Source organism: Micromonospora sp. CA-244673 (genome assembly GCF_050948395.1).
GTDB lineage: Bacteria > Actinomycetota > Actinomycetes > Mycobacteriales > Micromonosporaceae > Micromonospora.
Window position 1 is genome coordinate 653,246 of the sequence record NZ_CP192019.1, and the last position, 25,953, is coordinate 679,198.

29 protein-coding genes are annotated in these 25,953 nt (G+C 74.8%); 19 read left to right on the top strand and 10 right to left on the bottom strand.

Annotation, left to right across the window (positions count from 1 at the left end):
• Positions 1-4 precede the first annotated feature (4 nt).
• The gene (locus ACQP12_RS03295; RefSeq protein WP_433284915.1) at positions 5-1,273 is read right to left on the bottom strand and encodes an Hsp70 family protein; all 1,269 of its coding nucleotides are present in this window, start codon (positions 1,271-1,273) and stop codon (positions 5-7) included.
• 289 nt (positions 1,274-1,562) lie between these two features.
• Between ACQP12_RS03295 and ACQP12_RS03300 the strand changes: the two genes are divergently transcribed.
• The 3 genes from ACQP12_RS03300 to ACQP12_RS03310 all read left to right on the top strand — a co-directional run bounded on the left by ACQP12_RS03300 (position 1,563) and on the right by ACQP12_RS03310 (position 5,901).
• The gene (locus ACQP12_RS03300) at positions 1,563-2,477 is read left to right on the top strand and encodes an IniB N-terminal domain-containing protein (protein WP_357940663.1); all 915 of its coding nucleotides are present in this window, start codon (positions 1,563-1,565) and stop codon (positions 2,475-2,477) included.
• A 101-nt stretch (positions 2,478-2,578) separates the two neighbouring features.
• A complete protein-coding gene (locus ACQP12_RS03305) occupies positions 2,579-4,438 on the top strand; it encodes a dynamin family protein (protein WP_433284917.1) in 1,860 nt (619 codons plus the stop codon).
• Positions 4,435-5,901 carry a dynamin family protein gene (locus ACQP12_RS03310; RefSeq protein ID WP_433284919.1) on the top strand — a complete coding sequence of 489 codons (1,467 nt, stop codon included), beginning with the start codon at positions 4,435-4,437 and terminating at the stop codon, positions 5,899-5,901. The genes ACQP12_RS03305 and ACQP12_RS03310 overlap by 4 nt, the downstream gene beginning before the upstream one ends.
• Here the strand turns inward: ACQP12_RS03310 and ACQP12_RS03315 are convergent.
• The 3 genes from ACQP12_RS03315 to trxA form a co-directional block, all read right to left on the bottom strand.
• On the bottom strand, positions 5,815-6,717 hold the full coding sequence (locus ACQP12_RS03315; protein ID WP_357940669.1) for an MFS transporter permease: 903 nt from the start codon (positions 6,715-6,717) through the stop codon (positions 5,815-5,817). The genes ACQP12_RS03310 and ACQP12_RS03315 overlap by 87 nt on opposite strands.
• The gene (locus ACQP12_RS03320) at positions 6,714-7,154 is read right to left on the bottom strand and encodes a hypothetical protein (protein WP_433284921.1); all 441 of its coding nucleotides are present in this window, start codon (positions 7,152-7,154) and stop codon (positions 6,714-6,716) included. The genes ACQP12_RS03315 and ACQP12_RS03320 overlap by 4 nt, the downstream gene beginning before the upstream one ends.
• A 147-nt stretch (positions 7,155-7,301) precedes the next feature.
• Positions 7,302-7,670, bottom strand: a complete 369-nt coding sequence (gene trxA / locus ACQP12_RS03325; RefSeq protein WP_357940673.1) for a thioredoxin — start codon at positions 7,668-7,670, stop codon at positions 7,302-7,304.
• Between the two features lie 548 nt (positions 7,671-8,218).
• Between trxA and ACQP12_RS03330 the strand changes: the two genes are divergently transcribed.
• The 11 genes from ACQP12_RS03330 (at position 8,219) to ACQP12_RS03380 (ending at position 16,448) form a co-directional block, all read left to right on the top strand.
• Complete coding sequence (locus ACQP12_RS03330; protein ID WP_091314480.1) at positions 8,219-8,734, top strand: MaoC family dehydratase; 516 nt, start codon at positions 8,219-8,221, stop codon at positions 8,732-8,734.
• Positions 8,735-8,826: 92 nt separating this feature from the next.
• A complete protein-coding gene (locus tag ACQP12_RS03335) occupies positions 8,827-9,318 on the top strand; it encodes a hypothetical protein (protein ID WP_433284924.1) in 492 nt (163 codons plus the stop codon).
• Between the two features lie 53 nt (positions 9,319-9,371).
• Complete coding sequence (locus tag ACQP12_RS03340) at positions 9,372-9,995, top strand: TrmH family RNA methyltransferase (protein ID WP_433284926.1); 624 nt, start codon at positions 9,372-9,374, stop codon at positions 9,993-9,995.
• 110 nt (positions 9,996-10,105) lie between these two features.
• Positions 10,106-10,747 (top strand): DUF6758 family protein, encoded by a 642-nt coding sequence (locus ACQP12_RS03345; protein WP_433284928.1) that lies wholly within the window; start codon positions 10,106-10,108, stop codon positions 10,745-10,747.
• A 118-nt stretch (positions 10,748-10,865) separates the two neighbouring features.
• The gene (locus ACQP12_RS03350; RefSeq protein WP_013283898.1) at positions 10,866-11,024 is read left to right on the top strand and encodes a hypothetical protein; all 159 of its coding nucleotides are present in this window, start codon (positions 10,866-10,868) and stop codon (positions 11,022-11,024) included.
• Between the two features lie 6 nt (positions 11,025-11,030).
• On the top strand, positions 11,031-11,906 hold the full coding sequence (locus ACQP12_RS03355; RefSeq protein WP_357940681.1) for a PH domain-containing protein: 876 nt from the start codon (positions 11,031-11,033) through the stop codon (positions 11,904-11,906).
• A 102-nt stretch (positions 11,907-12,008) separates the two neighbouring features.
• Positions 12,009-12,674, top strand: a complete 666-nt coding sequence (locus ACQP12_RS03360) for a SigE family RNA polymerase sigma factor (protein WP_357940683.1) — start codon at positions 12,009-12,011, stop codon at positions 12,672-12,674.
• Between the two features lie 56 nt (positions 12,675-12,730).
• The gene (locus ACQP12_RS03365; protein WP_433284931.1) at positions 12,731-13,936 is read left to right on the top strand and encodes a hypothetical protein; all 1,206 of its coding nucleotides are present in this window, start codon (positions 12,731-12,733) and stop codon (positions 13,934-13,936) included.
• Between the two features lie 21 nt (positions 13,937-13,957).
• Positions 13,958-14,824 carry a PHP domain-containing protein gene (locus tag ACQP12_RS03370; protein ID WP_433284933.1) on the top strand — a complete coding sequence of 289 codons (867 nt, stop codon included), beginning with the start codon at positions 13,958-13,960 and terminating at the stop codon, positions 14,822-14,824.
• A 31-nt stretch (positions 14,825-14,855) separates the two neighbouring features.
• A complete protein-coding gene (locus ACQP12_RS03375) occupies positions 14,856-15,470 on the top strand; it encodes a MarC family protein (RefSeq protein ID WP_189193044.1) in 615 nt (204 codons plus the stop codon).
• Positions 15,471-15,602: 132 nt separating this feature from the next.
• Positions 15,603-16,448 carry a RecB family exonuclease gene (locus ACQP12_RS03380; protein WP_433289106.1) on the top strand — a complete coding sequence of 282 codons (846 nt, stop codon included), beginning with the start codon at positions 15,603-15,605 and terminating at the stop codon, positions 16,446-16,448.
• Between the two features lie 10 nt (positions 16,449-16,458).
• Here the strand turns inward: ACQP12_RS03380 and ACQP12_RS03385 are convergent, their stop codons facing one another.
• Together ACQP12_RS03385 and ACQP12_RS03390 are read right to left on the bottom strand one after the other, a co-directional pair.
• Entirely contained in the window at positions 16,459-17,310 is an 852-nt protein-coding gene (locus tag ACQP12_RS03385; protein ID WP_433284936.1) for an oxygenase MpaB family protein, read from the bottom strand.
• Positions 17,311-17,374: 64 nt separating this feature from the next.
• Complete coding sequence (locus tag ACQP12_RS03390) at positions 17,375-17,803, bottom strand: Fur family transcriptional regulator (protein ID WP_262286943.1); 429 nt, start codon at positions 17,801-17,803, stop codon at positions 17,375-17,377.
• A gap of 174 nt (positions 17,804-17,977) precedes the next feature.
• On the opposite strand from ACQP12_RS03390, the gene ACQP12_RS03395 reads away from it, so the two are divergent.
• Positions 17,978-18,460, top strand: coding sequence for a DUF2231 domain-containing protein (locus ACQP12_RS03395; RefSeq protein WP_357940693.1), 483 nt, complete (start codon positions 17,978-17,980; stop codon positions 18,458-18,460).
• Positions 18,461-18,503: 43 nt separating this feature from the next.
• Here ACQP12_RS03395 and ACQP12_RS03400 read toward each other — a convergent pair whose 3' ends face one another.
• Positions 18,504-19,157: a hypothetical protein gene (locus ACQP12_RS03400; protein WP_433284939.1), complete on the bottom strand. Its 654-nt coding sequence runs from the start codon at positions 19,155-19,157 to the stop codon at positions 18,504-18,506.
• Positions 19,158-19,266: 109 nt separating this feature from the next.
• Between ACQP12_RS03400 and ACQP12_RS03405 the strand changes: the two genes are divergently transcribed.
• Positions 19,267-19,452 carry a hypothetical protein gene (locus ACQP12_RS03405; protein WP_355053696.1) on the top strand — a complete coding sequence of 62 codons (186 nt, stop codon included), beginning with the start codon at positions 19,267-19,269 and terminating at the stop codon, positions 19,450-19,452.
• Between the two features lie 10 nt (positions 19,453-19,462).
• Here ACQP12_RS03405 and ACQP12_RS03410 read toward each other — a convergent pair whose 3' ends face one another.
• The 3 genes from ACQP12_RS03410 to ACQP12_RS03420 all read right to left on the bottom strand — a co-directional run bounded on the left by ACQP12_RS03410 (position 19,463) and on the right by ACQP12_RS03420 (position 21,308).
• Positions 19,463-19,927 carry a flagellar biosynthesis protein FlgA gene (locus ACQP12_RS03410; protein WP_433284941.1) on the bottom strand — a complete coding sequence of 155 codons (465 nt, stop codon included), beginning with the start codon at positions 19,925-19,927 and terminating at the stop codon, positions 19,463-19,465.
• 289 nt (positions 19,928-20,216) lie between these two features.
• Positions 20,217-20,597, bottom strand: a complete 381-nt coding sequence (locus tag ACQP12_RS03415; protein WP_433284943.1) for an FmdB family zinc ribbon protein — start codon at positions 20,595-20,597, stop codon at positions 20,217-20,219.
• Positions 20,598-20,660: 63 nt separating this feature from the next.
• Entirely contained in the window at positions 20,661-21,308 is a 648-nt protein-coding gene (locus ACQP12_RS03420) for a 5-formyltetrahydrofolate cyclo-ligase (RefSeq protein ID WP_433284945.1), read from the bottom strand.
• A gap of 82 nt (positions 21,309-21,390) precedes the next feature.
• Here ACQP12_RS03420 and ACQP12_RS03425 point away from each other — a divergent pair, with 82 nt between their 5' ends.
• From ACQP12_RS03425 to ACQP12_RS03435, 3 genes are read left to right on the top strand one after another with little or no spacing between them, the layout of a single operon-like run.
• Positions 21,391-23,610 carry a diguanylate cyclase gene (locus ACQP12_RS03425; RefSeq protein ID WP_433284947.1) on the top strand — a complete coding sequence of 740 codons (2,220 nt, stop codon included), beginning with the start codon at positions 21,391-21,393 and terminating at the stop codon, positions 23,608-23,610.
• Positions 23,611-23,619: 9 nt separating this feature from the next.
• A complete protein-coding gene (locus ACQP12_RS03430; protein ID WP_433284949.1) occupies positions 23,620-24,615 on the top strand; it encodes a UTP--glucose-1-phosphate uridylyltransferase in 996 nt (331 codons plus the stop codon).
• On the top strand, positions 24,612-25,925 hold the full coding sequence (locus tag ACQP12_RS03435; protein ID WP_151464315.1) for a molybdopterin molybdotransferase MoeA: 1,314 nt from the start codon (positions 24,612-24,614) through the stop codon (positions 25,923-25,925). The genes ACQP12_RS03430 and ACQP12_RS03435 overlap by 4 nt, the downstream gene beginning before the upstream one ends.
• Positions 25,926-25,953: the final 28 nt, after the last annotated feature.

The following is a 25,953-nucleotide window of genomic DNA, read 5'->3' on the forward strand; positions in this document are numbered from 1 at the left end:
TGGGTCATCCTTCGCGGTCCCGGCCCCGGCCGCGGGCCAGCGCCAGGCGGGACGCCTTCGGCAGGTTCAGCGGGGTGATCCGCACCGGGGGGCGGGCCGGGGGCTCACCGTGGCGGGGCTGGTCGGGTTCGGTGTGCCGCCGCGCCGGAACGGCCGGTCCCGCGTCACCGGACGGTGCGGTGGCGGGGACCGGGGCCGGGCGGCGCGGCCGCGGTGCCACCACCTGGCAGGCGGCCAGCGCCGCCCCGGTGGCGGCGGTCAGTTGAGGGTCCGGCTCCACCTCGACCGGGACGGGAAGCGCCGCGGCGAGCAGTTCGGTGACCAGCGGGATCCGGGCCGAGCCGCCGGCCAGGAGGACGCCGTCGAGCTGTGCCGGCGTCAGGCCGGCGGAGTGCACGGTCTGCGCCAGCAGGTCGACGGTGGCGCGGACCGCGGGACGGATCAGGTCCTCGAACTGCGCCCGGGTCACCGGCACCCGGACCGGGCCGCTCGGCAGGGTGAGCATGACGTCGGCCTCCGTACCGATGGTCAGCTCGCGCTTGACGCGGTCGCACTCGGCCAGCAGCCCGTGCGGGGTCGGGTACGCCTCCCCGCCGGTCGGACCGGCGAACTCCCGGCCGAGCGCGGCGCGCACGTGCTCGGCGAGCGCCTCGTCGAAGTCGGTGCCGCCGAGCGCCTCCAGGCCCTGCGGCAGGCCGAACGTCTCGTACCTGCCCCGCGCGTTCCGGCGGACCAGCGCCGCCTCGAACGAGTTGCCGCCCAGGGCGTAGACCGCGGCCGTGGTGCCCGGGAAGCCCCGCGCGGCATGGCTCTCAGCCACCGTGACCGTACGCGGGAGCAGCGTGACGTTCCGCAGGTCGAGGGCCCACAGCGCCCGGTGCAGCAGGTCACGCCGGTGCGGGCCCCACCCGGCGGGGTGGCTCAGCACGACGGCTTCGGCGAACGCGGCCTCGTATGCGGAGACCCGGTGCACCACCCAGGCCGCCAGCTCGGCGACCAGCGTTTCCGGCGGGCAGGGCTCGCCGCCGAGCAGGAGGGGCACGTCGTCACCGACGCGCCGGACGAAATCGCGGGTGGTGCCGCTGCGGTCCTCGGTCGCCGGCTCGCCCACCCGCAGCGACCCGTCCGGCGCCAGGTGCAGCACCGACGGCACCGCGGCCGACCGGTCACCCAGCGCGACGACTTCGGGGCGCGCCCAGGACCCGCCCCGCCGCCTCGCGACGGCGGCGGCCGTGCCGGTGTTCCCGATGTCCAACCCCAGGACGTACGGCATGTGTTTCTTCCTCCACCGCGAGTGGCCTGGGGACGGTGTCGGCACCGTGGCGACCCACCCCCGGCGAACCCCGTGGGCTCCTACGTTCGTACCAGAGATCGCCTCCGACCCGGTACCCTAACTCCGGCCGGCCCGCCTCCCCCTGTCCCCCTAACGCACGAGGGGGCGAGGGCCCCTAATCGGCGGGGGCCGGTTGCGGGTCGCGCCCCGATGACGACCGGTGACCCCCGGCCCTAGCGTCACTGTCGCGGCACGACGGTGCTGACGCTACGTTCGAGGAGAAGCCCCCATGGATTCGCACCAGACCCTGCACGACTTCGTGCTCAACCTGCTCACCGACCCCGACGCGCGGTCGGCCTTCGACCTCGACCCGGAGGGCGCGCTGCAGGCCGCGGGGCTCACCGACGTCACCGCCGCCGACGTGCAGGACGTCGTGCCGCTGGTGGTCGACTACGCCCCCGGCGCGGCGGGGCTCGCCCCGGTGGCCCCCGTGGTCGGGCAGCTCGGGCTCGACCCGCTCACGAGCGACGTCACCGACGTGGTCGGCCAGGTCCAGGCGGTGCCGCACCAGATCGGCGTGAGCAGCTCGCACAGCGGTGTGGACGTGTCGGCCGGCGCGCTGGGCGCCATCGCGGTCGACCCGGCCGGCCTGTACGCCGGGGCGGCCCTGGTCCCGGGCATCGGCCTGGGTGTCGGGCCGGGCGGGCTGGGCACCGACCTGACCGCGGTGCACGACGTGGCGGACACCCTCGACTCCGACGTGGTGGGCACGGTGAACACCGCCGTCGACCCGGTCGTCGGGGATGTCACCGGGGCGGTCGGCGACCCGCTCGGCGCCACGGCCGGCACCGACCTGCTGCATGACGGCGGCGTGCTCGGCGGCGACCTGGGTGTCCTGTCCGGCACGCAGGCCCAGGTCCACGGTGTGGTCGGTTCGCTCGGCGTCGACCAGACGCTGGGCGGGCTCGGCCTGGGCGACGGCAGCGGTGTGGTCCCGCCGGTGCACGTGCCGGCCACCGTGGACGGTGTGACGCACCAGGTGGACAGCACGCTCTCCGGCGTGACCGGCACGGTGAGCGGCGTGACGGGCACCGTCGGCGGTCTGACCGGCGGGCTCACCGGGGATGCCGGGGCGCACGGCGCCGGGGTCCACGGCGACGTGCACGCCTCGTCCGACGGCGGCCTGCTGGGCGGGCTGCTCTGACGGAGGGTTCAGGCAGGGAGCGGGAGGCCCGATCCGGCCTTCCGCTCCTCTTCCGTTCAGGACCCTCTTGATAATTGAGCCGAAATCAGCACACTTGGTGCGTGATCGCGGGGATCTGGCTGGATGTGCTCGATGAGATCGCCCGTACGTGCGGCGCACACGGGCGAGGCGACCTGCTTCAGACGGTGCGGCAGAAGCGGGTGCAACTGCTGGACCCCAGGCTGCGCGTCCTGGTCATTGGCGAGTCGCAGCAGGGCAAGAGCCAGCTGATCAACGCCATCGTCAACGCGCCGGCCTGCCCGGTCGGCGACGGCCGCACCACCGTGCTGCCGACCGTGGTGCAGCACGCGGAGGTCCCGTCCGCCGCCCTGGTCCAGACGCCACCTCCCACCCCGGGCCGGGCCGCCGGCGCGGTGCTCCCGGTGACCGGTGAGCGGACCCCGGTGCCGCTGGACCAGGTCGCCGCCGGGGTCGCCGGCACCTTCGGCCGCCGGCCGGGCGGCGGGCCCGCGTACGTCGAGATCGGACTGCCGCGCGCGCTGCTCGGCTCCGGGCTGGTGCTGGTGGACACGCCGGGCACCGAGGAGGCGGCCGCACTGGGCGCGGCCGGCCCGGCCGCCGCGCCGGCGTGGGCGGACACCGTGCTGCTCGTCTCCGACTCCACCCGGGAACTCTCGGCCGGCGAGCTGACCATGCTGCTGCACGTCGCGCGGTCGCACCCGAACGTGGTGCTGGTGCAGACCAAGACGGATCTCGTGCCGGACTGGCGCGCGGTCGCCGAGCGCAACCGGCAGCACCTCGCCGAGGCCGGCGTGCCGGCGCCGGTCATCCCGGTTTCGGCGGCCCTGCGGCTGCGCGCGGCCGTCGTGGACGACCGGGAGCTGAACGCCGAGTCCGGCTTTCCCGTGCTGATCGGCCGGTTGCAGCGGGACCTCGCCGGCAAGTCCGACCGCCTGGCCCGGGCCGCGGTCGGCGCGATCGCCCGGAGCGTGGTGGAACAGCTGGCCGCGCCGCTGCGCGCCGAGCTGGAGAGCCAGGAGGTCGAGGAGCAGTCCGGCCCCATCTCCCGGCTGCACGCGGCGCAGCGCGAGGTCGACGAGCTGCGCCGCTGCTCCACGAGGTGGCAGAACACGCTCGCCGACGAGATGGCCGACCTGCTGTCCGACATCGAGTACGACCTGCGCGACCGCACCCGGCAGATCCTGCGCGAGGTCGACGACGCGTTCGACAGCGCCGACCCGCTGATCAGCTGGGACACGTTCCAGGAGTGGCTGGAACGCAGCCTGTCGGAGGCGGCGGAGGCCAACCACGAGTGGCTGGTGCGGCGCTGCGACTGGGCCGCGCGGCGGGTGGCGGACAACTTCGCTCGGTACGGCGGCGACGTGCTGCCCCCCTGGTCGATGACGACGCCCCCGGATCTCGGCGACGGCCTGCCCGAGCTGGAACGGCCCGCCGTCGACCGGTTCACCACCAGCCAGAAGCTGATCAGCGGTATGCGGGGTTCGTACGGTGGCCTGTTGATGGTCGGGCTGGCGACGACGCTGGCCGGCATGCCCATGATCAACCCGCTGTCGGTCGGTGTCGGCGCGCTGTTCGGCGGGAAGAGCATCCGCGACGAGAGCAAGCAGCTGCTCCGCCGCCGGCAGGCGGTGGTCAAGACGGCGATCCAGCGGCACGTGGACGACTTCTTCGTCCGGGTCACCAAGGACCGCCGGGACGCCGTCCGGCAGGTGCAGCGGATGCTGCGGGACCACTTCACGGCGCTGACCGAGGAACTCCAGGAGGCCATCATCCGGTCGTTCCGCAGCGCCAAGCAGGCCGCCGACACCGACGCGGCCGTCCGCGACCAGCGGCAGCGGGAGATCCGGGTGAAGATGACCCGGCTGGCCGGGCTCTTCGAGCAGGCCCAGCAGTTGACCGGCGCGCGACCCGCTCCCGCGCCGCTGGAGCCCCGGCCGTGACGGTCGGGCTGCGGCTGGACGAGGCGGTCTGGGGACTTCTGCACCAGGCGCTCCAGCACTACCGGGACGACCCCCGGGCGACGGACCACCTGCGGCACCAGTTGGCGCGGCTGGAGCAGCCGCTGCGGATCGCGATCGCCGGCCCGTGGCGGTCCGGCAAGTCGACCATGCTGAACGCGATCATGGGCGAGGAGGTCGCGCCGGTCGACGGGGTGGACGGCAGCACCGTCTTCACCTGGTACGAGGACGGGCCGCAGCCGAGCGCCACCGCGTACGCGAACGGCCAGCCGCCGCAGGAGCTGGCGATCGCCAAGTCGGCGACCGGCATGCGGGTGGACCTCGTCGGCTGGCGGGCGGGCGAGCTGCGCGACATCGTGGTGCAGTGGCCGACCCGGACGCTGCGCCAGGTCACCCTCATCGACACCCCGGCCACCGGTCGCGACGAGCAGGGCCGGGCGCCGGTGATGGAGCGGGTGCTGCGGGACGCGGACGCGGTGCTGTACCTGACCCGCGACGGCCGCGACAGCGATCTGCGGGTGCTGGAGACCAGCCGGGAGAGCGCGGTCGGGCAGGCCGCCGCGGTGCACGTCATCATGGTGCTGTCCCGGGTGGACGAGACCGGCGGTGGGCGGATCGACGGCCTGCTCACCGCCCGCCGGCTCGCCCGCCGCCAGCACCGGGACCCGCGGGTGAACGAACTCAGCGTGCACGTCGTCCCGTGCAGCGGCCTGCTCGGCCTGGCCGGCCGGATTCTCAGCGAGTCGGACTACGCCGTGCTCGCGGCGCTGGCCCGGGTGCCCCGGCCGGAGCTGGAGACGCACCTGCTCTCGGCCGATCGGTTCCTCCGCGGCGACCTGCCCGTCCGGCTCGACACCGGGGTGCGCGCCGCGTTGCTGGACCGGCTCGGGCTCTTCGGGATCCGGCTGGCGACCACGCTGATCCGCACCGGGTGCGACAGCCGCGCGAAGCTCTCCGCCGAGCTGATCCGGCGCAGCGGCCTGACCGAGCTGCGCGAGTCGATGGCCCGCTTCCTCGTCGACCGGCGGGACACGCTCAAGGCGCGCTCGGCGCTGGCGGCCGTCGAGGCGTTGCTGCGGGCCGAGCCCGGCCGGGGCACGGAGGAACTGCTCGGCCGGGTCGAGCAGATCCTCGTCGGGGCGCACGAGTTCCGCGAGCTGCGCCTGCTCGCCGCGCTGCGGACCACCCGGCTCGGCTTCGACGCCGAGCTGGCCGCGGAGGCCGCGCGGCTGGTCGGCGGCGACGGCGTCGGCCTGGCGGCCCGGCTCGGCGTGGAGCACGACGCGACGGTGCACCGGCTCTGGGACGTCGCCTCGGAGGCCCAGTGGCGGTGGCGGAACCGCGCGGAGGATCCGCTGCTACGCCTGGCCCAGCGGCGCGGCGCCCAGGTCGTCGTCCGCAGCTGCGAGGGGATGCTCGCCGAGCTGGCCGAGGGGGGCCGGTGACCGGCGCCGGCGGAGCCACGCGATCGGGCGGACCTTCTCCAGCGGCAGGAAGCTGGTCATGGCCACCAGGTGCGGCGCGAACGAGATGGTGATCGTCGCGATGGTCACCAGGTGGAACGAGTAGAAGAAGCCGACCATGGCCAGCCGCCACCGCTCCGGCAGCAGGAAGACGAGCGGGCTGAGCAGCTCGAAGGCCAGGATGCCGAACTGGGCGACGATCAGCAGGTGCGGCACCTGGGCGATCACGTCCGCCAGGTCGGTGCCGCGCCGGATGATCGCGCGGGCCAGCACCGAGCCGGTGGCCCAGTCCAGGCCGCCGAAGCGGAACTTGGCCCAGGCGGCCAGGAAGTAGGTGCAGATGACCGCGATCTGGGTGACCCGCAGCGCCCAGCCGCCCGCCTCGGTGCGGGTGGGATCGCCGTGCCGCGCCCGCCCGGCGGTGGGCAGCACGGCCAGCGCGACGAGCAGCCCGACCCGGTCATGGTCGACCTTGCCGTAGCTCATCGCGACGATCATCCACTCGAAGTAGAGGGCGAAGACCGTCCAGCCGAGCAGCCGGGGCGCCCGGCCGGTGGCGGCGAGCAGCGAGACCGCCAGCAGCACCCAGAAGATCACGCCGACCAGGGCCGGGGTGGGGGTGGGCAGCGGGAGCAGCCGGCCGATCAGCAGCGGCTGGTAGAGGTCGCCGGGCACGTCGACCCGGGTGCGTACCCAGGGGGTGAAGACCACCAGGTCGGCGGCGACGAAGAGGTAGACGAGGGTGCGGAACGCGGCCACCCGGCCGCGCGGGACCGCCTCGGTGAGCCAGCCGGTCACGGGACGGTCTCCGAGCGTACGGCGGTGCGGTCGGTCCAGCGGCCGGTCGGCCGGCCGCCCTGGATGTCGTACCAGCGGACCACGATGCGCACCTCGGCCAGCGCGGGGGCGGCCGGGTGGCGCTCGGCGTACGCCTCGGCGACCCGGCGCAGGAGGCTCGGGTCGGCGGCGTACCGGTCCTGCTGGCCCTCGATCTCGGCGCGCCGGATGCCGGTGGCGTCCTGGCCGAGCGGCACCACGGCCCCGCTGCGGTCGACGCCCTCGACGCGGGTGTCGGGGGCGGGCGCGTCGGGCGGGTCCGAGGTCGAGTACATCCGGAACGGCCCGAACGGGAAGTCGTCGTCGGTGCCGCGCACGGTGCCGAGAAGGAGCAGCGCCAGCCCGAGCAGAGTGGCGCCCAGCCGGACGGCACGCCCGCGGGAGGTCAAGGTCTCCATCGGCTGGTGACGATACGGGATGAACATGGCCGGAAGACGTCGTACCGTCGTCCATTCCTCGCTGCCCGTGTCGCTCTTTCCGGCCCGCCCGACGACACCGGCCGGGCCCCCGTGGGGACCCGGCCGGTGGTGTCGGAGCCGGTCGGCTCAGTGCTGGTGGCCGTGCTCGGCGAGCTTCTTGCGGACGTCCTCCATGTCGAGCTGCTCGACCTGCTCGATCAGGTTCTCCAGCGCCGACTCGGGCAGGGCGCCCGGCTGGGCGAAGACGATCACGCCGTCGCGGATCGCCATGATGGTCGGGATGGAGCTGATGTTGAACTTGGCGCCCAGCTCCTGCTCCGCCTCGGTGTCGACCTTGCCGAAGACGATGTCCGGGTGCTTCTCGGACGAGCGCTCGTAGACGGGGGCGAAGCGCTTGCACGGGCCGCACCAGTCCGCCCAGAAGTCGAGCAGGACGATGCCGTCGCGTTCGGTCACCTCGTCGAAGTTGGCCGTGGTCAGCTCAACCGTTGCCATTGCACTCTCCGATCAGCGCGGATTGCCTACGTCCCGTGGAACCAGGGTGGATGGCTTGGCATTCCCGTGACGTGCGCGACCAAACACTGCGCAGCCCCGCGGTGACGGAGAGACGCATCGAGCGAGGTCTGTTTACCCCCGTCCTGCGGAACGCAAGTGCACGACGCATTTGCGTGACGGGACGTGATGGGAGCGTTTCCATGGAGATCGCGCCCGGTTCGCGCTACGAATCGGTAACTTGACGCTTGACAAGCGGGGATCCGGCCTGCGGAGATCGCTTGTGGAGTGATCACGAGTCACTACGCGTAGTGTTACGAAAAGATAAATGTGACGTCCGTCTCTGTCGTCACAGTACCGGCGTACGGCAGAATCTGTCGCATCAGAGCGTGGGCGGCGGGTGCCGGGGAGGGCCCCGCCGCTCATTGCGTCTCCACCCGGGTCGGTCCGGGTGTGACTTTTCCGCACCGGCTGCGCCCCGTCCACCGCCTTAACAAGCGGTAAGGCATGCTGTGCCGAACTCCATCGCCGCCCGTCGAAGGGGACCAAGGATGCAGTTCGGCCGCTACTACGAGGAGTTCGAGGTCGGCGCCGTCTACCGGCACTGGCCCGGCAAGACGGTCACCGAGTACGACGACCACCTCTTCTGCCTGCTCACCATGAACCACCACCCGCTTCACATGGACGCCCACTACGCCGAGTCGGCGAGCCAGTTCAAGCGCAACGTGGTGGTCGGCAACTACATCTACTCCCTGCTGCTCGGCATGTCGGTGCCGGACGTCAGCGGCAAGGCGATCGCCAACCTGGAGATCGAGTCGCTGCGGCACGTCGCCCCGACGTTCCATGGCGACACCATCTACGGCGAGACGACGGTGCTGGACAAGCGGGAGTCCTCCTCCAAGCCGGACCGCGGCGTGGTCGCGGTGGAGACCCGGGGCTACAACCAGGACGGCACGCTGGTCTGCGTGTTCCGCCGCAAGGTCATGGTCCCCAAGAAGGAGTACGCGGCCGCCGCCCTGCCCGAGGGCGTCGACCCCGAGCGGCCCAGCTTCCCCGAGCCGCGCTGACCTCTCCCTACGCCCGGAAGGGCCCCTTCGCCGATCCGTCGGGAAGGGGCCCTTTTCCCGTTCCGGGGCATATGCTGACGCCGGAGGTCACCATGAGCCACTCCGTCGCCGGAGAGCCGCCCTCTGCCGGCCGCCGTGCCGCACCGCTGACCACCGCCGTCTACTCCGCGGCCGAGTGGGACCTGCTGACCGACCTGCCCGGCCGGGTCCTCGTCGCCGCCGCCACGCCCGGGCCGGGCCGTCCGCCGCGCGGCGTCGCCGCCGGGCTCGCGGGGCTGGACGCGGTGGCCGCCGGCCGGGCCTTCGACAGCGACCTGATCCGGGCCGTGGTCGCCGCGATCTACGCCCGCCACGACGGCGCCACCGACCGGGACGAGCGCCTCACCGACCTGGTCGACCTGCTCGCCGCCGCCCGGGCCGCGGTACGGGTCCTGCGGCGGCGCGCCGACCCCGCCGACTCGGCGGCGTACCGGCAGTGGGTGGAGTCGGTGGCCGCGCGCGTGTGCCGGGCCGGCGAGGCCGCACCGAGCCCCGCCGACCGGCGCTTTCTCGACCGGCTCGCCGGGGCGCTGGACCTCCGCTGACCTGCGGGCCCGTGGCGGCCGTCCCGCCGGTCGGGCCGTACCCTCTGCAGATCGTGACCGACGACCAGCTCGACGTGGGCGTGGGGCCGTGGCCCGGCGACCCGCCGGACGACCCGCGTTACGACCCCGAGCTGCTCGCCCAGGGCGACCGGCGCAACGTCGTGGACCGGTACCGCTACTGGCGGCGCGAGGCCGTGGTGGCCGACCTGGACCGCCGCCGGCACGACTTCCACGTGGCCGTCGAGAACTGGCAGCACGACTTCAACATCGGCACGGTGGTCCGCAACGCCAACGCCTTCCTCGCCGCCGAGGTGCACATCGTCGGGCGGCGGCGGTGGAACCGGCGGGGCGCCATGGTGACCGACCGCTACCAGCACGTCCGGCACCACCCGACCATTGAGGAGTTCGTGGCCTGGGCGGCCGCGGAGCGGCTGCCGGTGGTCGGCATCGACAACCTGCCCGGCTCGAAGCCGCTGGAGACCAGCACGCTTCCCCGCCGCTGCGTGCTGCTCTTCGGCCAGGAGGGGCCGGGGCTGTCCGAGGTCGCCCGGGACGCCTGCGACCAGCTCATCTCGATCGCCCAGTACGGCTCGACCCGCTCGATCAACGCCGGCGTGGCCAGCGGGATCGCCATGCACGCCTGGATCCGGGCGTACGCCGGGCCGCCACCGGACTGACCGATCCGGCCGCTCCGCTTGACGGCCCGGCGGTCCGGGGTGACCGTGAAGGCGTGAGTGTCGCGGTGAGTTGTCCCAGGTGCGCGGGGACGGTCCGGGAGCCGGACCTGATGCACGGCGAATACCGGTGCCTACGCTGCGGTCCCGTGCCGCCGCTGCACGTGCCGGAGCACATCGGCGCCGAGATCATGGCGAGCGTGGTGGAGCGGGTGGCCGCCGACACCGACCCGGCGGGGCGGCCGGGAATGCCGCTCTGGTGCCCGTGGCCGCTGCCCACCGGTTGGACGCTGACCGGGGTGGCCTGGGTGGGGGACGACCGCTCCGGGGTGCGCGCCACGGCGGTGGCCTGCGCCGGCCCGGCCCCGCTCGACGGTGGACCGGCCGACCTGCTCTTCGTCGCCGAGGAGCCGGGCGTCGGGCTGGGCTCCCGCCTCGCCGGCCTGCCCGGCCCCGACCCGGGGCCCGAGATGGCGGAGGCGCTCACCGATCCCGGCCCTGGTCACCCCGAACGGGTGCCGCACGCCAAGATCCGGGTGGGCGGCCATCCCACTCCACTGTGGCTCGTGAATTCCCCGACCGATCGAAGCGCGTACGCCGGCGAGGCTCGGGGAATGTGGCTCCATGCGATAGCCTGGCCGGCGAGTGCGGGTCACCTCCTCGCGGAAGAAGTCGTGCTGCACGACCTCACCGAGTGGACACCGCCCGAGCTCGTGTACGGCGCACCATCTCCGTACCTGCACGGACGGGCCTGACCGGCCGGCACCGGCAAGTCGGGGAACAGACGCAGATATTCACTCTACGACACCATACTGATACTCTGGGTGCCGCTGCGGTAAACGGACCCGGCTCCGCGCGAGAGGATGGCCCGCTATGGTCAAGAAGGTCCTCACCTGGGCCGGCATCGCATTCTTGATCTTCTTCGTTGCCTACCGGCCGAACTCCGCCGCCGACGTGTTCAAGTCCCTGGGCGGCGGCATCATGGACATCGCGCAGGGCTTCGGCGACTTCTTCACCAACCTGGTCGCCTAGCCGCCCATGGGAAGCCCCTCCGGTCCACCCTTCGACCCGGACGACCCCGACCGGGAGCGCCGGGAGCGCGACACCGAGCCGATCCCTCGGATCGACCCCGACGACGGTCCGGGCTTCGGCTCCGGTTCCGGCTACGGTGGCGGCCCCTCCCTTTCGGACGACGCCGCCTTCGGCGACGGCCCGGGCTACGCCGGGGAGGGGCGGTCCGGCCGCGCCTGGATCCGCGACCCGGAGGCCGGCTACCAGAACCCGCAGATCTCCGAGGAGGAGCTGGCCGGCCTGCGTGCCGACGCCTCCGGCATGGCGCCGCGCCGGGTGCTGCCGATGGAGGACGAGCCGAGCGCGCTGGCGGCCCGCTACCTCTTCCCGACGGAGCGCTTCCGGGGCGAGTGGAAGCGGCACTGGGTGCACCTCTCCACGCCGATCATCGTCGGCATCGCGGCGACCTTCGTGCTCGGCTACCTCTCCGGTTTCCTCGCCGGGCGCGACGTCGGGGCGCTGACCACCGTCGCGGTGCTGCTCTGGTTCGCCGTCATGGGCTGGGTCGCCTGGCGGGTCGCCGACTGGTGGTACGACCGCTTCATCCTCACCAACAAGCGGGTCATGGTGGTCAACGGGATCATCACCCGCCGGGTGGCGATGATGCCGCTGGTCCGGGTCACCGACATGAAATACGAGCAGACCCCGAGCGGCCGCGCGCTCAACTACGGCACCTTCGTGCTGGAGTCGGCCGGCCAGGAGCAGGCCCTCCGGGAGATCAAGAACCTGCCCAACCCGAACGAGCTCTACCTCCGCGTCGTGGAGGAGATGTACGAGCCGCAGGCCGTCGAGGCGCGGATCGGCAAGGAGCAGGACGAGGCGAAGGCCGACGACGGCGCCTGAAGCTTTCTGTCCGAACATCGGAGGAACTGCGCACCTTTTGCCGTCGACCCACCCCGCTCTACCGTGGGAGCCTGCCAGGCAGGACGGGGTGTGGAGGTGGGCGTGGCGAGCAGGGATCCGCTGGAGGAGGAGTTCCGCGACTTCGTCGCGGCCCGCTCCGGTGCCCTGCTGCGCACCGCCTACCTGCTGGCCGGTGACTGGGCGACGGCCGAGGACCTGCTCCAGACCGCGCTGACCAAGACCTACCTGGCCTGGAAGCGGCTCGGCGGGATCGACGCCATCGAGCCGTACGCCCGCCGGGTCCTGGTCAACACCTCGACGAGCTGGTGGCGCCGGCGCTGGCACGGTGAACGCCCGACCGAGGTGCTGCCCGAGCGGGCCGGGGTCGACGAGATCGAGCAGCAGCTCGACCGGGACGCGCTGTGGCGGCACCTCCAGGCGCTCCCGGCCCGGCAGCGGGCCGTGCTCGTGCTCCGCTTCTACGAGGACATGTCCGAGGCCCAGACCGCCGCCCTGCTGGAGATCTCCCCGGGCACCGTGAAGAGCCAGACCTCCCGGGCGTTGAACACCCTGCGCCGCCGGCTCGGCTCCGAGGCCGCCCTCGGCCTGCCGGCCGCGCCGGAGGAGAAGGCCGCGCCGCCTGCCCCGCCGCGGGTGGTCCGGCAGCCGGCCCCGCCCGCCCCGGCGCCGCCGGTGGTCCGGCCGGCCGCACGACCCGCCGCGGCTCCCGCGCGCCCCTCCGCGTCCGTCCCGGTGAAATCCCGATGAGCCGCACGTCGGAGGACTGCGACAACCGGACGGCCGGCCCGAAGCGTCCATTCCCCGTGACCGAGGACGAGCTGGAACGGGCGCTGCGGCAGACGCTGGCCGGCCGCGTCGCCACGTCCCGGCCGCTCGCCGCCGACCCGGCCGGCGCCGCGCTCCGGCGGGCCCGGGCCGCCGGGCGGCGCCGGACGCTGGCCGGGCTCGCCCTGGCCGGGGTGGCGACCGTGCTGGTCACCACCGGCATGGCCCAGCTCGGCGGGCCGACCGGGCACAGCGGCACGCCCACCGTCGTGCTCGGTGACCCGGGCGGGTTCGCGCCCTCACCGCTGCCCACCGCCAGCAGCCCGGCGCCCGCGCAGGGTCCGGTCCGCGCCGAGCTGGACCTGATCGCCGGCTCGCGGCTGGACACCAGCGGTGGCGAGCGCCGGGAACTGACCGGGTTGAGCGCCGTCGAGCGGGCACAGCGGGTACCGGACTACGGCGGCTGGCTCATCACCTCGGCGGCCACCCCGGCCGGCCGTACCCTCTGGTGGGTGCCGCCCAACGGCAGCGACCCGCAGGTGCTGCTCGCCGGGGCGGACGCCGTCGTGGTGGCCGCCGACGGGCGGCAGGTCGCCTGGCGCGACGGCGCCTACCTGGCCGCGGCCGGCGTGGTCGGCGGTCAACTCCTGGCCAGCAGCCGGACGGCGGCTCCCGAGGGGGCGACGCCGATCGGCTTCGCCGGCGACGCCGTGCTGGTCCGGCAGCCCGACCGGGGCGGGGTCAGCGTCTGGCGGCGGCCGGCGGGTGGGGTGCCGGGCGCGGCGAACCCGGACGTGCTCGGCGTCTACGGCACGCTGCCCGACGGCCGGGTGGTCGGCCTGGTCTCCGCCGGCACGCCCCGGCGGCCCTGCGTGGCGCTGCTCGACCCGGGCCGCGAACTCACCCCCGTCCGCACCGGCTGCGGCCCGGCGGTGGCCACCGACGGTCTCGGCGCGGTTTCCGCCGACGGGCGGTGGCTGCTGCTCAACGCCGCGCCCAGGAACGCCCTGCTGGTCGACCTGGCCAACCTCGGCGCCGCCGCCACGACCCACCCGGCCGGCCCGGCGGTCGCCGGTGCGGTGGCCTGGACCCGCGACGGGGCGGCGCTGCACGTCGACGCCACCGGCGGCCTGGTCCGGGTCCGGCCCGACCGGGTGCTGGCCGGCGAGGCCCCCTCCGCCTCCCGGCTCGACGGGGTGGCCGCGGGCGAGCGCCTCGTGGTGGTGGCCGACACCCGCTCCTGACCGGGGCGTAGCGTCGGCGGCGTGAGCGCCGCCGCCCGGATCGACCTGCACACCCACTCCACCGCCAGCGACGGCACCCTGAACCCGGCCGAGCTGGTCCGGGCCGCCGCCGCGGCCGGTCTCGACGTCGTGGCGCTCACCGACCACGACACCACGGCCGGCTGGGAGCCCGCCGTCGCGGCCCTGCCACCCGGGCTCACCCTGATCCGGGGCGCCGAGCTCTCCTGCCGCTGGTTCGGCGTCGAGCCGGCGATCCCGCTGCACCTGCTGGCGTACCTCTTCGACCCGGCCGAACCGGAGCTGGCCGCCGAGCTGGCCCGGGTCCGGCGCGCCCGGGAGGAGCGCGGCGAGCGCATCGTCCGGCTGCTCCAGGCCGACGGGATCCCGGTGAGCTGGTCGGAGATCCTGGCCGGCGCCGCCGGCGGGACGGTCGGCCGGCCGCACATCGCGCAGGCGCTGATCCGGGCGGGGCTCGTCGCCACCACCACCGAGGCGTTCGGGCCGCGCTGGCTGGGCGAGCGCTACCGGCTGCCCAAGGAGGACATCGACGTGTTCCGGGCGGTCGCCCTGGTCCGGGCGGCCGGCGGGGTGCCCGTCTTCGCCCACCCCCGGGCCAGCCGCCGCGGCCGGATCGTGCCGGACGAGCTGATCGTGGACCTGGCCGCGGCCGGGCTGGCCGGCCTGGAGGCCGACCACGAGGACCACAGCCCGGCCGAGCGCGAGCACGTCCGCGCGCTCGCCGCCGAGCTGGGGCTGCTGGTCACCGGTTCGTCGGACTTCCACGGCACGCACAAGACCGTCCGGCTCGGCGCGTTCACCACCGGCGCCGGGGCGTACGAGCGGATCGTCGAACTGGCCCGGGGGGTGACCCCGGTCGCTTCGAGCTGAAGCGTTCCGGCCACGCGGCTACCGTGTCCGAGTGGATCTCAAGCTCTTCGGCGAGGTCTTCGTGACCCTGCTGGTGATCGTCGACCCGCCCGGCATGATGCCGATCTTCCTGGCCCTGACCGGCCCGCTGGCCGCCCGCGACCGGAACCGGGCCGCCTGGCAGGCCGTCGCGCTGGCGCTCGGGGTGATCGTGGTGTTCGCCGTGGCCGGCCAGACCATCCTCGCCTACCTGCACGTCGACCTGCCCGCGCTGCAGGCCGCCGGCGGGCTGCTGCTGATCCTCGTCGCCCTGGAACTGCTCACCGGCAAGTCCGACGACCCGAACCAGCAGGCGACCAGCAACATCGCGCTGGTGCCGCTGGGCACCCCGCTGCTGGCCGGCCCCGGCGCCATCGTCGCCACCATGCTCTTCGTGCAGCAGGCCGGCGGGTTCACCGACTACCTCGCCATCGCCGCCGCGATCGTCGCGGTCATGGTCGCCGTCTGGGTGGTGCTGCGCTTCTCCGGTGGCATCGTCAAGGTCCTCCGGCCGGGCGGCATCGAGGTGCTGACCCGGATCGCCGGCCTGCTCCTGGCCGCCATCGCCGTGCAGCTCATCGCCGACGCGATCGCCGCGTTCGTCACGCAGTACCTCACCATGAGCTGAGCCGTCGCGGCGCTGTCGTACGCGGGTGGCAGGATCTCAGGCGTGCGACGACCCTCCCCGACCGGGCGACCCACCGGCGGCCGGCCACCCCGGCCCCGCGCCGAGCAGGCCGAGCAGCTCGGCTTCGAGGGCATGCCGGAGCGCCTCTTCGTCTGCACGCCCAGCAAGCTCGGCGCCTACACCGACTGCCCCCGGCGCTACCGCTACTCGTACGTGGACCGCCCCGCGCCGCCCAAGGGTCCGCCGTGGGCGCACAACTCGCTCGGCGCCAGCGTCCACACGGCCCTGAAGAACTGGTACGCGCTGGCCCCCGACCGCCGCCGCCCCGAGGTGCTGGGCACCCTGCTCAAGGGCACCTGGGTCCGCGAGGGCTACCGCGACGACGAGCAGGAGCGGGACGCCTTCCGCCGGGCGCTGTCCTGGCTGGAGTCCTATGTGGCGGGGCTCGACCCGGCCGACGAGCCGATCGGGGTGGAGCGGGTGGTCGCCGTGAAGACCGCCGTCCTCGCCTTCAACGGCCGCACCGACCGGATCGACTCCCGCCCCGGCCCGGACGGCCGGCCGGAGCTCGTCATCGTCGACTACAAGACCGGCCGCACCGGGCTCGACGGCGACGACGCGCGCGGCTCACAGGCCCTCGCGCTCTACGCCTACGCCGCCGAGCGCGTGTTCCGCCGCCCGTGCCGCCGGGTCGAGCTGCACCACCTGCCCACCGGCACGGTCGCGGCGCACGAGCACACCCCGGAGTCGTTGCAGCGCCAGCTCACCCGCGCCGAGGACACCGCGCGGGACATCATGGCCGCCGAGCGGGCCGTCGCCGACGGCACCGACCCCGACGAGGCGTTCCCCACCGAGCCGGGACCCCGGTGCGGCTGGTGCGACTACCGGCGCACCTGCCCGGCCGGCGCCCAGGCCCCGGGCAAGGAGCCCTGGGCGGCCGTGGAGCGCCACGCCGAGCCGGTGGCCGACCAGGACTGACAACCGCTGCTCAGGCCGCCGCGAGGCGGGCGGCGCGCTCCTTGGCGGCCCGCTGCAACGGGCCCTCTCGGTAGCGCCGCGGCACCGCCGCCAGGGCGAGCCGCAGGGCGCGCACGCTCAGGTCCGCCGAGAGCGCGGTGGTGGGCAGGCCGAGCCCGCCGTACAGCCGCTGGGCCCAGGCCGGCAGCAGCGCCAGCGCAGTGCCGGCGATCCCCAGGTACGCCCAGCGCGGCGGGCCGAGGTGCAGGCCGAGCCGCACGGGCAGGCTGAGCTTCCACGGGATCGGCGGGGCGGTCAGGAACAGCGCCGTCTCCGCCGCCTCCCTGGTCATCCGCAGCTCGGGCCGGATCCGGCGGTAGTAGTCGGCCACCTCGGCGGCGGTGCCCGGCACGTCGGCCGGGTCCAGCCCGACCAGGGCCGCCGCCCGGCGCTGCTCGGTGTAGTAGCCGTCCACCTCGTCGTCGGTCAGCGCGAGCCCGGCGCGCCGCGCGGTGCTCACGAACGATTCGACCTCGGTGACGTGCACCCAGCGCAGCAGGTCGGGGTCGTCGATCCGGAAGCGCAAGCCGGTGAACGGGTCGGTGGCCCGCATCCGGGCGTGCAGCGTACGCAGCCGCCGGCCGGCCGCCTCCGCCTCGGCGGTGGTGCCGTAGACCGTCGTGGCCACGTAGGTGGCCGTGCGGACCAGCCGGCCCCAGGCGTCCGTGCGGTAGTTGCTGTTCTGGGCGACCCCCGCCATGGCGCGGGGGTGCAGCGCCTGGAGGTAGAGCGAACGCAGGCCGGCGACGATCAGGATCGGCTCCTCGTGCACCTTCCACGTGACCGATCCCGGACCGAACAGGCCGAGGTCATCGGAGTCCACCGACCAAGAGTGCCACGCCGGCCGCGGCGCGGGGATCGCTGCCAGCTCGAACGGGCCCGGCTCGTCAGTCGTCGGCGGAGCGGCGGGCCTGGCAGGCCGGGCAGAGGCCCCAGAAGGTCACTTCCGCCTCGTCGACCTCGAAGCCGTGCGCGACGTTCGGATCGAGGCAGGGGGCGTTGCCGGTGGCGCAGTCCACGTCGGCGATCTCGCCGCAGCCCCGGCACACCACGTGGTGGTGGTTGTCCCCGACGCGGGCCTCGTAGCGGGCGGGGCTGCCGGCCGGCTCGATCCGGCGGGACAGCCCGGCCCGGGAGAGCGCGCCGAGCACGTCGTAGACGGCCTGGGTGGAGACCGAGTCGAGGCGCTCCCGGACCCGGCGGGTGATCTCGTCGACCTCCAGGTGACCGCCGGCGGCGAGCACGTCCAGCACGGCGAGACGCGGCCGGGTGACCCGCAGGCCCCTCGACCGGAGCAGCTCCTCCCCCGTGGACATGCGTCCATGACAGCACGGTGCCTCGGGGTCGACAAGCGAGCGTGACCGCGGGTGGTTTGGGCCACAGGTGAACCGCGCCGGTGGCCCGTGCGTGTGTGGGTGTACGGAAGCGGGACGGCGGATCATCACGTCGTACGCTGGCCGCGCGATCCCGTCCACTCGCCGGAGGTGTCGGTGTTCAGGGAAGTCAACGGTCTGCCGGGCCACGTCCTGGTCATTCACGCCGCGGTGGTGCTGGTGCCGCTGCTGGCGTTGCTCTCCGTCGCCTACGGGGTGCTGCCCCGCTGGCGGCCCCGGATGGGCTGGGCGGTGGCGGTCCTCGCCGTGCTCACCCCGATCGTCACCTGGGTGGCGACCGAGTCCGGCGAGGCGCTGGAGGAGGTGCTGCGCGGCCGCGGCTACCCGCCCGAGGGCCTGCAGAAGATCCACGAGCACTCCGAGTACGGCGAGAACCTGTTCTGGTTCACCGTCGGGCTGGCCGTGGCAGCGCTCCTGCTGCTGCTGGTGACCAGCGGCCTCCCCCGCACCCGCGACCTGCCCCGGTGGCTGTCCCTGGTGCTCACCGCCATCGTCATCGTGCTCGCCGTCTTCGCGCTCATCTACGTCTACCTGACCGGTGACAGCGGCGCCAAGATGGTGTGGAGCGGCATCGTCTGACCGGGATCGGCCGGGCCGCCTCGGACGAGGCGGCCCGGCCGGCTCAGAAGAGCAGGCGCGAGCAGAGCAGGCAGGTGAGCAGCACCAGCACGACGCCGACGACGGCGCCGATGCCGTAGGTGAGCCGCTGGGACTGCCCCTCGGCCTGATCCATGGCGGCCATGTCCTGCGGTGGCAGCCGGCGCGGTGGCGTCGGCTGCACGTGCACGGGCGGCCGCCAGCCGGGCGGCGGTGGGACGGTCGGCGGCGGACCCGCATACCCGGCCGGCGCGCCCCCGGGTCCCCAGCCACCGGCCGGCGCGGGCTGCCGCGGCCAACCAGCGGCCGGGCCCGCCTGGCCGCCGCTCGAACCGGCCTGCCCGCCCCAGCCGCCGCTCGCCCCGGCCGACCCGCCCCAGCCGCCGCCCTGGCCGGGCCTCGCCCACGGGCTGTCCGTGTGGCCGGCGCGCGACCAGGGGCTGGCCTCCGGGGCGTCGCCGGTGGAGCTGCCGGGCTGGTCGCTCTCGGCCGCCGAGCCGGGGCGCCGGCCGGGCTCACCGGTCGGACCGGGCTGCTCGGCGCCCTGAGTCGGGGCCGGACCGGCCGTTGGATCCGGCGGACCGGGCTGGTCCGTGCCGGGCGTCGGGGCGGGGTCGGCCGGCCCGTCCGGGCGTCGCCAGATCTCGTCCTCGGGGCTGCCACCGCTCGGCGTCGTCACGCCGTCCGACGCTACCAACGCGCCGGCGGGTCGGCCGCCCGACTCGGCGGGCCACGGTGCCCGGCGTTGACGCCCAAGCGGTCGAACTGTTCCGCTCGCGGCGGTATCCTTGCCGCTCGTGAGCGATCCCGGCATCCGTGTCCCGCGCGGCGACGACGACCGCGTGGTCGACCTCAGCGAAGATCTCGTGGTGCTGCCCGAGCAGACCACCGACGACACCGACCGCGGGTGGGGCGAGCGCTCCTCCGGCAACGACGACTGGCTGCTCGCCGAGCGCCCGCCGCACTGGGACTGAGCCCCGCCGGTCATTCGCGTACGACCACGGCGAAGCGGCTGCCCTCGGGCAGGCCGACCGCGCGCTGTGCCTGCTCCGGGCGGAGCGCCAGGTAGAGCGCCGAGGAGCCGTCGACCGCCCCGGCCGCACCCACCACGTCGAGGACCAACGCCCGCGGGGCGAGCAGGGTGGCCGCGCCCGCCGCCCCGCCGGCCGGAACGACCAGCAGGTCCACCCGGGCACCCGGGCGGAGCACCGCCAGCGCGGCCGGTTCGGCGAGCCGGACCGGCACCCCGACCGCCCCGGCGGGCAGCGGCAGGGCCGCCGCGCGACGATCACCGCCGGCGGGGGCGCCACCGCCTTGCGGGGAACCACCACCTGCCGGAACACCGCCGGTCGGGCTGGGCGCGACGGCCGGGACCGCGCCCGGCGGACAGCCGCCCGGGGTCTGCAGGACGGCCGCGGCCAGCCCGAGCAGCACCGCGACCAGCGCCACCCGGAGCAGCGTCCGTCCCCGCGGCAGACCGCGCCAGCGCACCGGTCGGAGCGATGCCTCCCCACCCGCCACCAGCGCCCTCCCGCCATCCGATCCGTCCGGTACGCGGGCAGGCTAAGCGGCCGACGGCAGCCCCCGCCGTCCCCGCCGGCTCACCTGTGGAAAACCGGCCGGCCTGTGGGCAAGCGCCGGGAACTCCTGGGAAACGGACCACCGGCGGGATAGGCCCCGGGAAACGCGAAAAGTGGCCATCCGCGCGGGATGACCACTTTTCGGGGACGAACAAGCGTCAGGACGAGCTGCTGGCCGCCGGAGCCTTGCTGGCCGACGAACCGGAGGACGAGCTGGCCGACGAACCGGAGGACGAGCCGGACGACGAACCGGAGGACGAGCCCTTGCCCGACCCGGACGACGAGCTGTCGGACGAGCCGCTGGTCGACGACTCGGACTTGGCCGGCTTGCTCGCGGTGCTCGTGCTGCTCTCGGAGCCGGACGAACGGGAGTCCGTGCGGTAGAAGCCGGAGCCCTTGAACACGATGCCGACCGAGTTGAAGACCTTGCGCAGCCGCCCCTCACACGCCGGGCACTCGGTCAGCGGCGCGTCGGAGAAGGACTGCACCGCCTCGAGCTGGTGGCCGCACGCGGTGCAGGCGTACTGGTACGTGGGCACGTTCTCCTCCGGATCTTGGCACGGCCGGGTTGGCACTCGACGGATTCGAGTGCCAATGGTGCGTCATGGAACCCGGGTTCGTCCAGCGGAAGCGCCTTGGGCCACATCCGGCACGGCCACCAGCCCCTCCGCGGGTGTGATCACGAAGCCCACCGGCCGGTCGTGTGCCTGCGCCGGAACGGCCTCCACCAGCTCCCCGTCGTGCAGCAGCGCCACCGTGGGGACCGTGGCGGGCACCCGGGCCAGCGCCCGGTCGTACGAGCCGCCGCCCCGGCCCAGCCGGAAGCCCCGGCGGTCCACCGCCAGCGCCGGCACCACCACGAGGTCGGCCCCGGCCACCGCCACGCTCCCCAGCGGCGGGCCGGTCGGCTCGCGCAGGCCCCGGCCGGCGGCCCGCAGCGACTCCGGGTCGGTGTAGGCGGCCCAGTCCAGGTCGAGGTCGTCGAGGAGCACCGGCAGCAGCAGCTCGGCCTCCGGCGGCAGCGCCGCCCGCAGCACCGCGGGCAGGTCGCTGCCGCCCGGCTCGGAGCCGACCGGCACGTACGCGGTCATCCGGGCCGGCCGCAGCCGGCGTGCCAGAGCGACCAGCCCGGCCTGGACGGACGCCGCCGCCTCCGCCCGGCGCGGTGGCGGCAGCGACCGGCGGTGGGCGAGCAGCGCGATCCGCAGGTCCCGCTTGGTCACATCCGCTCCATCAGAAAATTCCGGCACGCAACACTCCTGACGCAACGCTTGTCTCCCGGTCGCTCTGTGTCAGCATCGCAGGAGGGGCGCGGTACTTCCGGGGGGAAGCTTGACGCTACGCGGGCGGTTGACGGCGGCCTTCCTCACCGTGGTGCTCGGCCCCGTCCTGCTCGGCGCCTTCTTCGTCGGGTCCACCCTGAGCGCCGTCGACCGCGGTCGGGCCGCCGAGCGGCTGGGTGTGGCCGCCGCCGGGGTGCGCACCTCCGTCGACGCCCTCTGCCAACAGCTCCGCGCGGCGGCCGACGCGGTCGCGCTGGTGACCGACCCGGCCGCCCGCTCCCGCGCGGCCGACCAGGTGGTCGGCCGGGGACTGGCCGCCGCCGTGCTGATCGCCGACCCGGCCGGCCGGACCAGCTACGCCACGGCCGGCGGCCCGGCCGGGCCCTGGCAGGACTGCGCCGGCGGCGCGACGGCCGGGCCGGTCCGCGCGCTGGCCGCCCGGGTCCGGCTCCGTGACCCGGCCGGCGCCGACCTGGGCACGGTCGCCGCCGCACAGCCCGTCGACCCGGCGTTCGTGGCGCGGCTCGCCGCGGTGACCGGGGCCGGGGTCACCCTCCTCGACGACCCGGGCCGGATCACCCACACGACCGAGGACCGGGAGGTACGCGCAGCGGTGCTGGCCGCCGCCCGCCAGGCGGACGGGGACCGGGTGGCCGGGACCACCGACGGCCGGTACGTGCGCCGGGTCGGTCCCACCCCCGGCCAGCCGCTGCCGCTGGTGCTCTCGGTGCCGGGGGAGCGCCCGCCCGGGCTCTACGCCGCCCTGGTCGGCGCCGTGGTGCTGGCCGCCCTGCTGGCCGTGGTGGCGGCCTGGCGGCTGGCCCGGGTGACCACCCGGCCCCTGGTCGAGCTGGCGGGCGCCGTGGACCGGGTGGCGGGTGGCGACCTCAGCACCCGGGTACCCATCCGCAGCCGCGACGAGATCGGGCGACTGGCGGGCGCGTTCAACCGGATGACCCGGGAGACCGGCAGCTACGTGGCCGCCCTGACCAGCAGCCGGGACCAGCTCCGCGGCCATCTGACCGTGCTCGGCGACACCCTGGCCAGCACCCACGACCTGCAACGCATCCTGCGGGTGATCCTGCACAGCGCGATCGCCGCCACCGGCGCCCGCGCCGGCGCCGTGCTGCTGCTCGACGGGGACGGCGCGCTGGTCGGCCAGTGCGTCGAGGGGCTGGACGGGCGCTGGCCGACCGAGGACCCGGCCGACCCGGCCACGCTGCGGGTGCCGGTCGGCGCCGGGGTGCTCGGCACGGTGGCCGCCACGGGTGAGCCGCTGCGCGGCCGGTGGGAGCCGGTGGACGGCGAGCCGACCGGGGAGCCGTCCTGCGAGACGTACGTGGCGGTGCCCTTCGCCGCGCCCCGCGGCGCGGAACCGCGCCCGGACCGGCCGGGGCATCCCCCGGCCGACGCCGACGCGGGCTCCGACAGCTCGGCGCGCCGCGACCCGGAGTCGTCGTCCGGGGCGCTCGGCGTCCTGGCCCTCTACGACCGGCTCGGCGCGGACGAGTTCGACGACGACGATCTGGTCACCCTGCGGACGTTCGCCGGGCACGCCGCGGTGGCGGTGGAGAACGTCCGGGTGCACGAGGAGGCGCAGCGGCTCTCGCTGACCGACCCGCTCACCGGGCTGTGGAACTACCGCTACCTGCGCGAGTCGATCCGGCGCGAGGTGGAGCGGGCCAACCGCTTCGGCCGGATGCTCAGCGTGCTCGCCCTCGACCTGGACCGGTTCAAGCACGTCAACGACACCTGGGGACACGCCGCCGGGGACGCGGTGCTGGTCGAGTTCGCCCGCCGGGTACGCGGCGAGATCCGCGAGGTCGACCTCGCGTTCCGGCAGGGCGGCGAGGAGTTCGTGGTGCTGCTGCCGGAGACCGACGCCCGGGGCGCGACGATCGTCGCCGAGCGGCTCGGCGCGGTGGTCCGGGACCAGCCGGTGCCGGTGGACGGGCACGCGGGGGAGCCCGTCCGGGTGCCGGTGACCGTCTCCATCGGCATCGCCGTCTACCCCGACCACGCGGCCGGCGGGCAGCAGGTTCTCGACGCCGCCGACGACGCGCTCTACGCGGCCAAGGCCGCCGGCCGCGACGGCTACCGGCTGGCGCGAGCCCCCGACCCGGTGCCCACCCAGGAGATCCCCGTGGTGGTCGCGGCGGCCAGCCCGCCCGACGGACTGCCCCGGGCCGGCGCCGGGGACGCCGCGGCGGCGGCACAGGGCGGCGCGTCTTCCGGTCCTCACCCGCCGCGGCAGAGCCGTGGCCGATAGTCTCGCGACATGTCGGAGCACTCAGCGAACCCCTCAGCGACCGCCGCGACCGGTCGCTCCCGCGCCGTCAAGGCCGTCATCCCGGCCGCCGGCCTGGCCACCCGGTTCCTGCCGGCCACGAAAGCCGTCCCCAAGGAGTTGCTGCCGGTGGTCGACCGGCCGGTGCTCCAGTACATCGTCGAGGAGGCCACCCAGGCCGGGCTCAACGACGTGCTGCTGATCACCGGGCGCGGCAAGACGGCCATGGTGGACCACTTCGACCGCCGGCCCGACCTGGAGGAGCGGCTGGAGAACAAGCCCGAGCTGCTGGCCGCCGTCAAGCGCACCGAGGACCTGGCCGAGATCTACACCTGCCGGCAGCCCGAGCAGCTCGGCCTCGGCCACGCCGTCGGCTACGCCGAGTCGCACGTCGGCGACGCGCCCTTCGCGGTGCTGCTCGGCGACGAGTTCGTCAAGATGGACGAGCCGCTGCTGCCGGCCATGCTGGACCTCCAGGCCCGCACCGGCGGCATCGTGCTGGCGTTCTTCGAGGTCGACCCGTCCGAGACCTCGCGCTACGGCATCGCCTCAGTCGAGCCGGCCGGGCCCGAGTTCGGCGACCTCGCCGAGGTCGTCAGGGTCACCGGCATGGTGGAGAAGCCGAAGCCGGAGGACGCGCCGAGCAACCTCGCCGTCCTCGGCCGCTACGTGCTCCCCGGGAAGATCTTCGACGCGATCCGGCGCACCGAGCCGGGCAGCGGCGGGGAGATCCAGCTGACCGACGCCATGGAGATCCTGCGCAACGAGGGGGTGCCGGTGCACGCCATCGTCTACCGGGGCACCCGCTACGACACCGGCCAGCCGCTCGGCTACCTCCAGACCGTGGTGCAGATCGCCGTCGAGCGCGAGGACCTGGGGGCCGAGTTCCGCAAGTGGCTGACCGAGTTCGTCAACAACGGCGACGAGACGGTCACCGCGGCGATCCTGAACGGCGTGCGCGACCAGTCCGGCGGTGCCGGTACATGACCGCGACGGCCGACGCCGAGGCGGCCGCGAACGAGTTGACGCCGCTCGCCGACTACCTGGGCAGCGTGCTGCGCAGGTTACGCGCGCTGCCTCCGCTCGACCTCGACCTCACCCAGGCGTACGGCAACGTCCTCGCCGAGGACGTGGTCGCGCCGCACTCGTTCCCCGCCTTCGACCAGGCGGCGGTGGACGGGTACGCCGCGCGCTGGGAGGACATCTCCGGAGGGAGCCGGGGGCCGGGCTACGTCCCGGCCCCCTCCGGTATTCCCGGTGGCCGCAGCATCCGGCTGAACGTGGTCGGCGACCTGGGCGCGGCGAGCTGGCGCCCGGTCCGGCTCACCCCCGGCTCCTGCTTCTCGGTGGCGGCGGGCGCCCCGCTGCCCGTGGGCGCCGACGTGGTGGTCCCCGTCGAGTGGACCGACCAGGGCATGGCCGCGGTGGAGATCTTCCGCGCCCCCAAGCGGGGCTACGGCGTCCGCCGCGCCGGTGAGGAGCTGCCCGCCGGCACCCTGCTCGCCCGCGCCGGCACGTACGTCTCGCCCGCCCTGGTCGCGGTCTTCGCCGCCACCGGCATCGGGCACGTGGTGGTCCGGCCCAGCCCGCGGGTGGTCATCGTGGCCACCGGCGACGAGCTGGTCGACGTGGGCCGGGGCAGCCAGCCGGGCCAGGTGGTGGACACCAACTCGCACGCGCTGACCGCCGCCGCGGCCGAGGCGGGCGCGCTGGCGTACCGGGTCGGGATCTGCGACGACGACCCCGAGGCGCTGCGCGGCCTGCTGGAGGACCAGACCCTGCGGGCCGACCTGATCATCACGACCGGCGGCACCGGCACCGGCCCCGGCGACATGGTCCGCCGGATCCTGTCCCGCCGGGAGGGCGGCCGGGCCGGGCCGGTCACCTTCACAGAGGTGGCCCTCTATCCCGGAACGGCCCTCGGATTCGGTACGGTCGGCGCCGAGGAGGTGCCGGTGGTGTGTCTTCCCGGTGAGCCCGGCGCGGCGCTGATCGGCTTCGAGGTGCTGGCCCGCCCGGCCATCCAGTTGCTGGCCGGCGCCGAGCCGGTGTTCCGGCCCAGCGTCCGGGCGCACCTGCTGGAGACGGTCTCGTCCCCGGTGGGGCTGCGTGAGTTCCGCCCCGCGCACGTCGCCGAGCGGCGCGGCGGCGGCTACACCGTGCAGCCGCTCGCCGGTGGGCCGTTCACCCTCTCCGGCCTGGCCGAGGCGAACGGCCTGCTCGTCCTCGGCGAGCGGGTCACCACCGCGGCCGCGGGCTCGACTGTGGACGTCCTCCTGCTGGACCGGCGTCGGTGACCGCGGGGATTGAGCCGGCGAGCCCCGC

Coding starts and splice junctions, on each gene's coding strand:
- ACQP12_RS03295 (WP_433284915.1), bottom strand. CDS start 1,273: ATGCCGTACGTCCTGGGGTTGGACATCGGGAACACCGGCACGGCCGCC.
- ACQP12_RS03300 (WP_357940663.1), top strand. CDS start 1,563: ATGGATTCGCACCAGACCCTGCACGACTTCGTGCTCAACCTGCTCACC.
- ACQP12_RS03320 (WP_433284921.1), bottom strand. CDS start 7,154: ATGGAGACCTTGACCTCCCGCGGGCGTGCCGTCCGGCTGGGCGCCACT.
- trxA (WP_357940673.1), bottom strand. CDS start 7,670: ATGGCAACGGTTGAGCTGACCACGGCCAACTTCGACGAGGTGACCGAA.
- ACQP12_RS03330 (WP_091314480.1), top strand. CDS start 8,219: ATGCAGTTCGGCCGCTACTACGAGGAGTTCGAGGTCGGCGCCGTCTAC.
- ACQP12_RS03335 (WP_433284924.1), top strand. CDS start 8,827: ATGAGCCACTCCGTCGCCGGAGAGCCGCCCTCTGCCGGCCGCCGTGCC.
- ACQP12_RS03345 (WP_433284928.1), top strand. CDS start 10,106: ATGCACGGCGAATACCGGTGCCTACGCTGCGGTCCCGTGCCGCCGCTG.
- ACQP12_RS03350 (WP_013283898.1), top strand. CDS start 10,866: ATGGTCAAGAAGGTCCTCACCTGGGCCGGCATCGCATTCTTGATCTTC.
- ACQP12_RS03355 (WP_357940681.1), top strand. CDS start 11,031: ATGGGAAGCCCCTCCGGTCCACCCTTCGACCCGGACGACCCCGACCGG.
- ACQP12_RS03380 (WP_433289106.1), top strand. CDS start 15,603: ATGCCGGAGCGCCTCTTCGTCTGCACGCCCAGCAAGCTCGGCGCCTAC.
- ACQP12_RS03390 (WP_262286943.1), bottom strand. CDS start 17,803: ATGTCCACGGGGGAGGAGCTGCTCCGGTCGAGGGGCCTGCGGGTCACC.
- ACQP12_RS03430 (WP_433284949.1), top strand. CDS start 23,620: ATGTCGGAGCACTCAGCGAACCCCTCAGCGACCGCCGCGACCGGTCGC.
- ACQP12_RS03435 (WP_151464315.1), top strand. CDS start 24,612: ATGACCGCGACGGCCGACGCCGAGGCGGCCGCGAACGAGTTGACGCCG.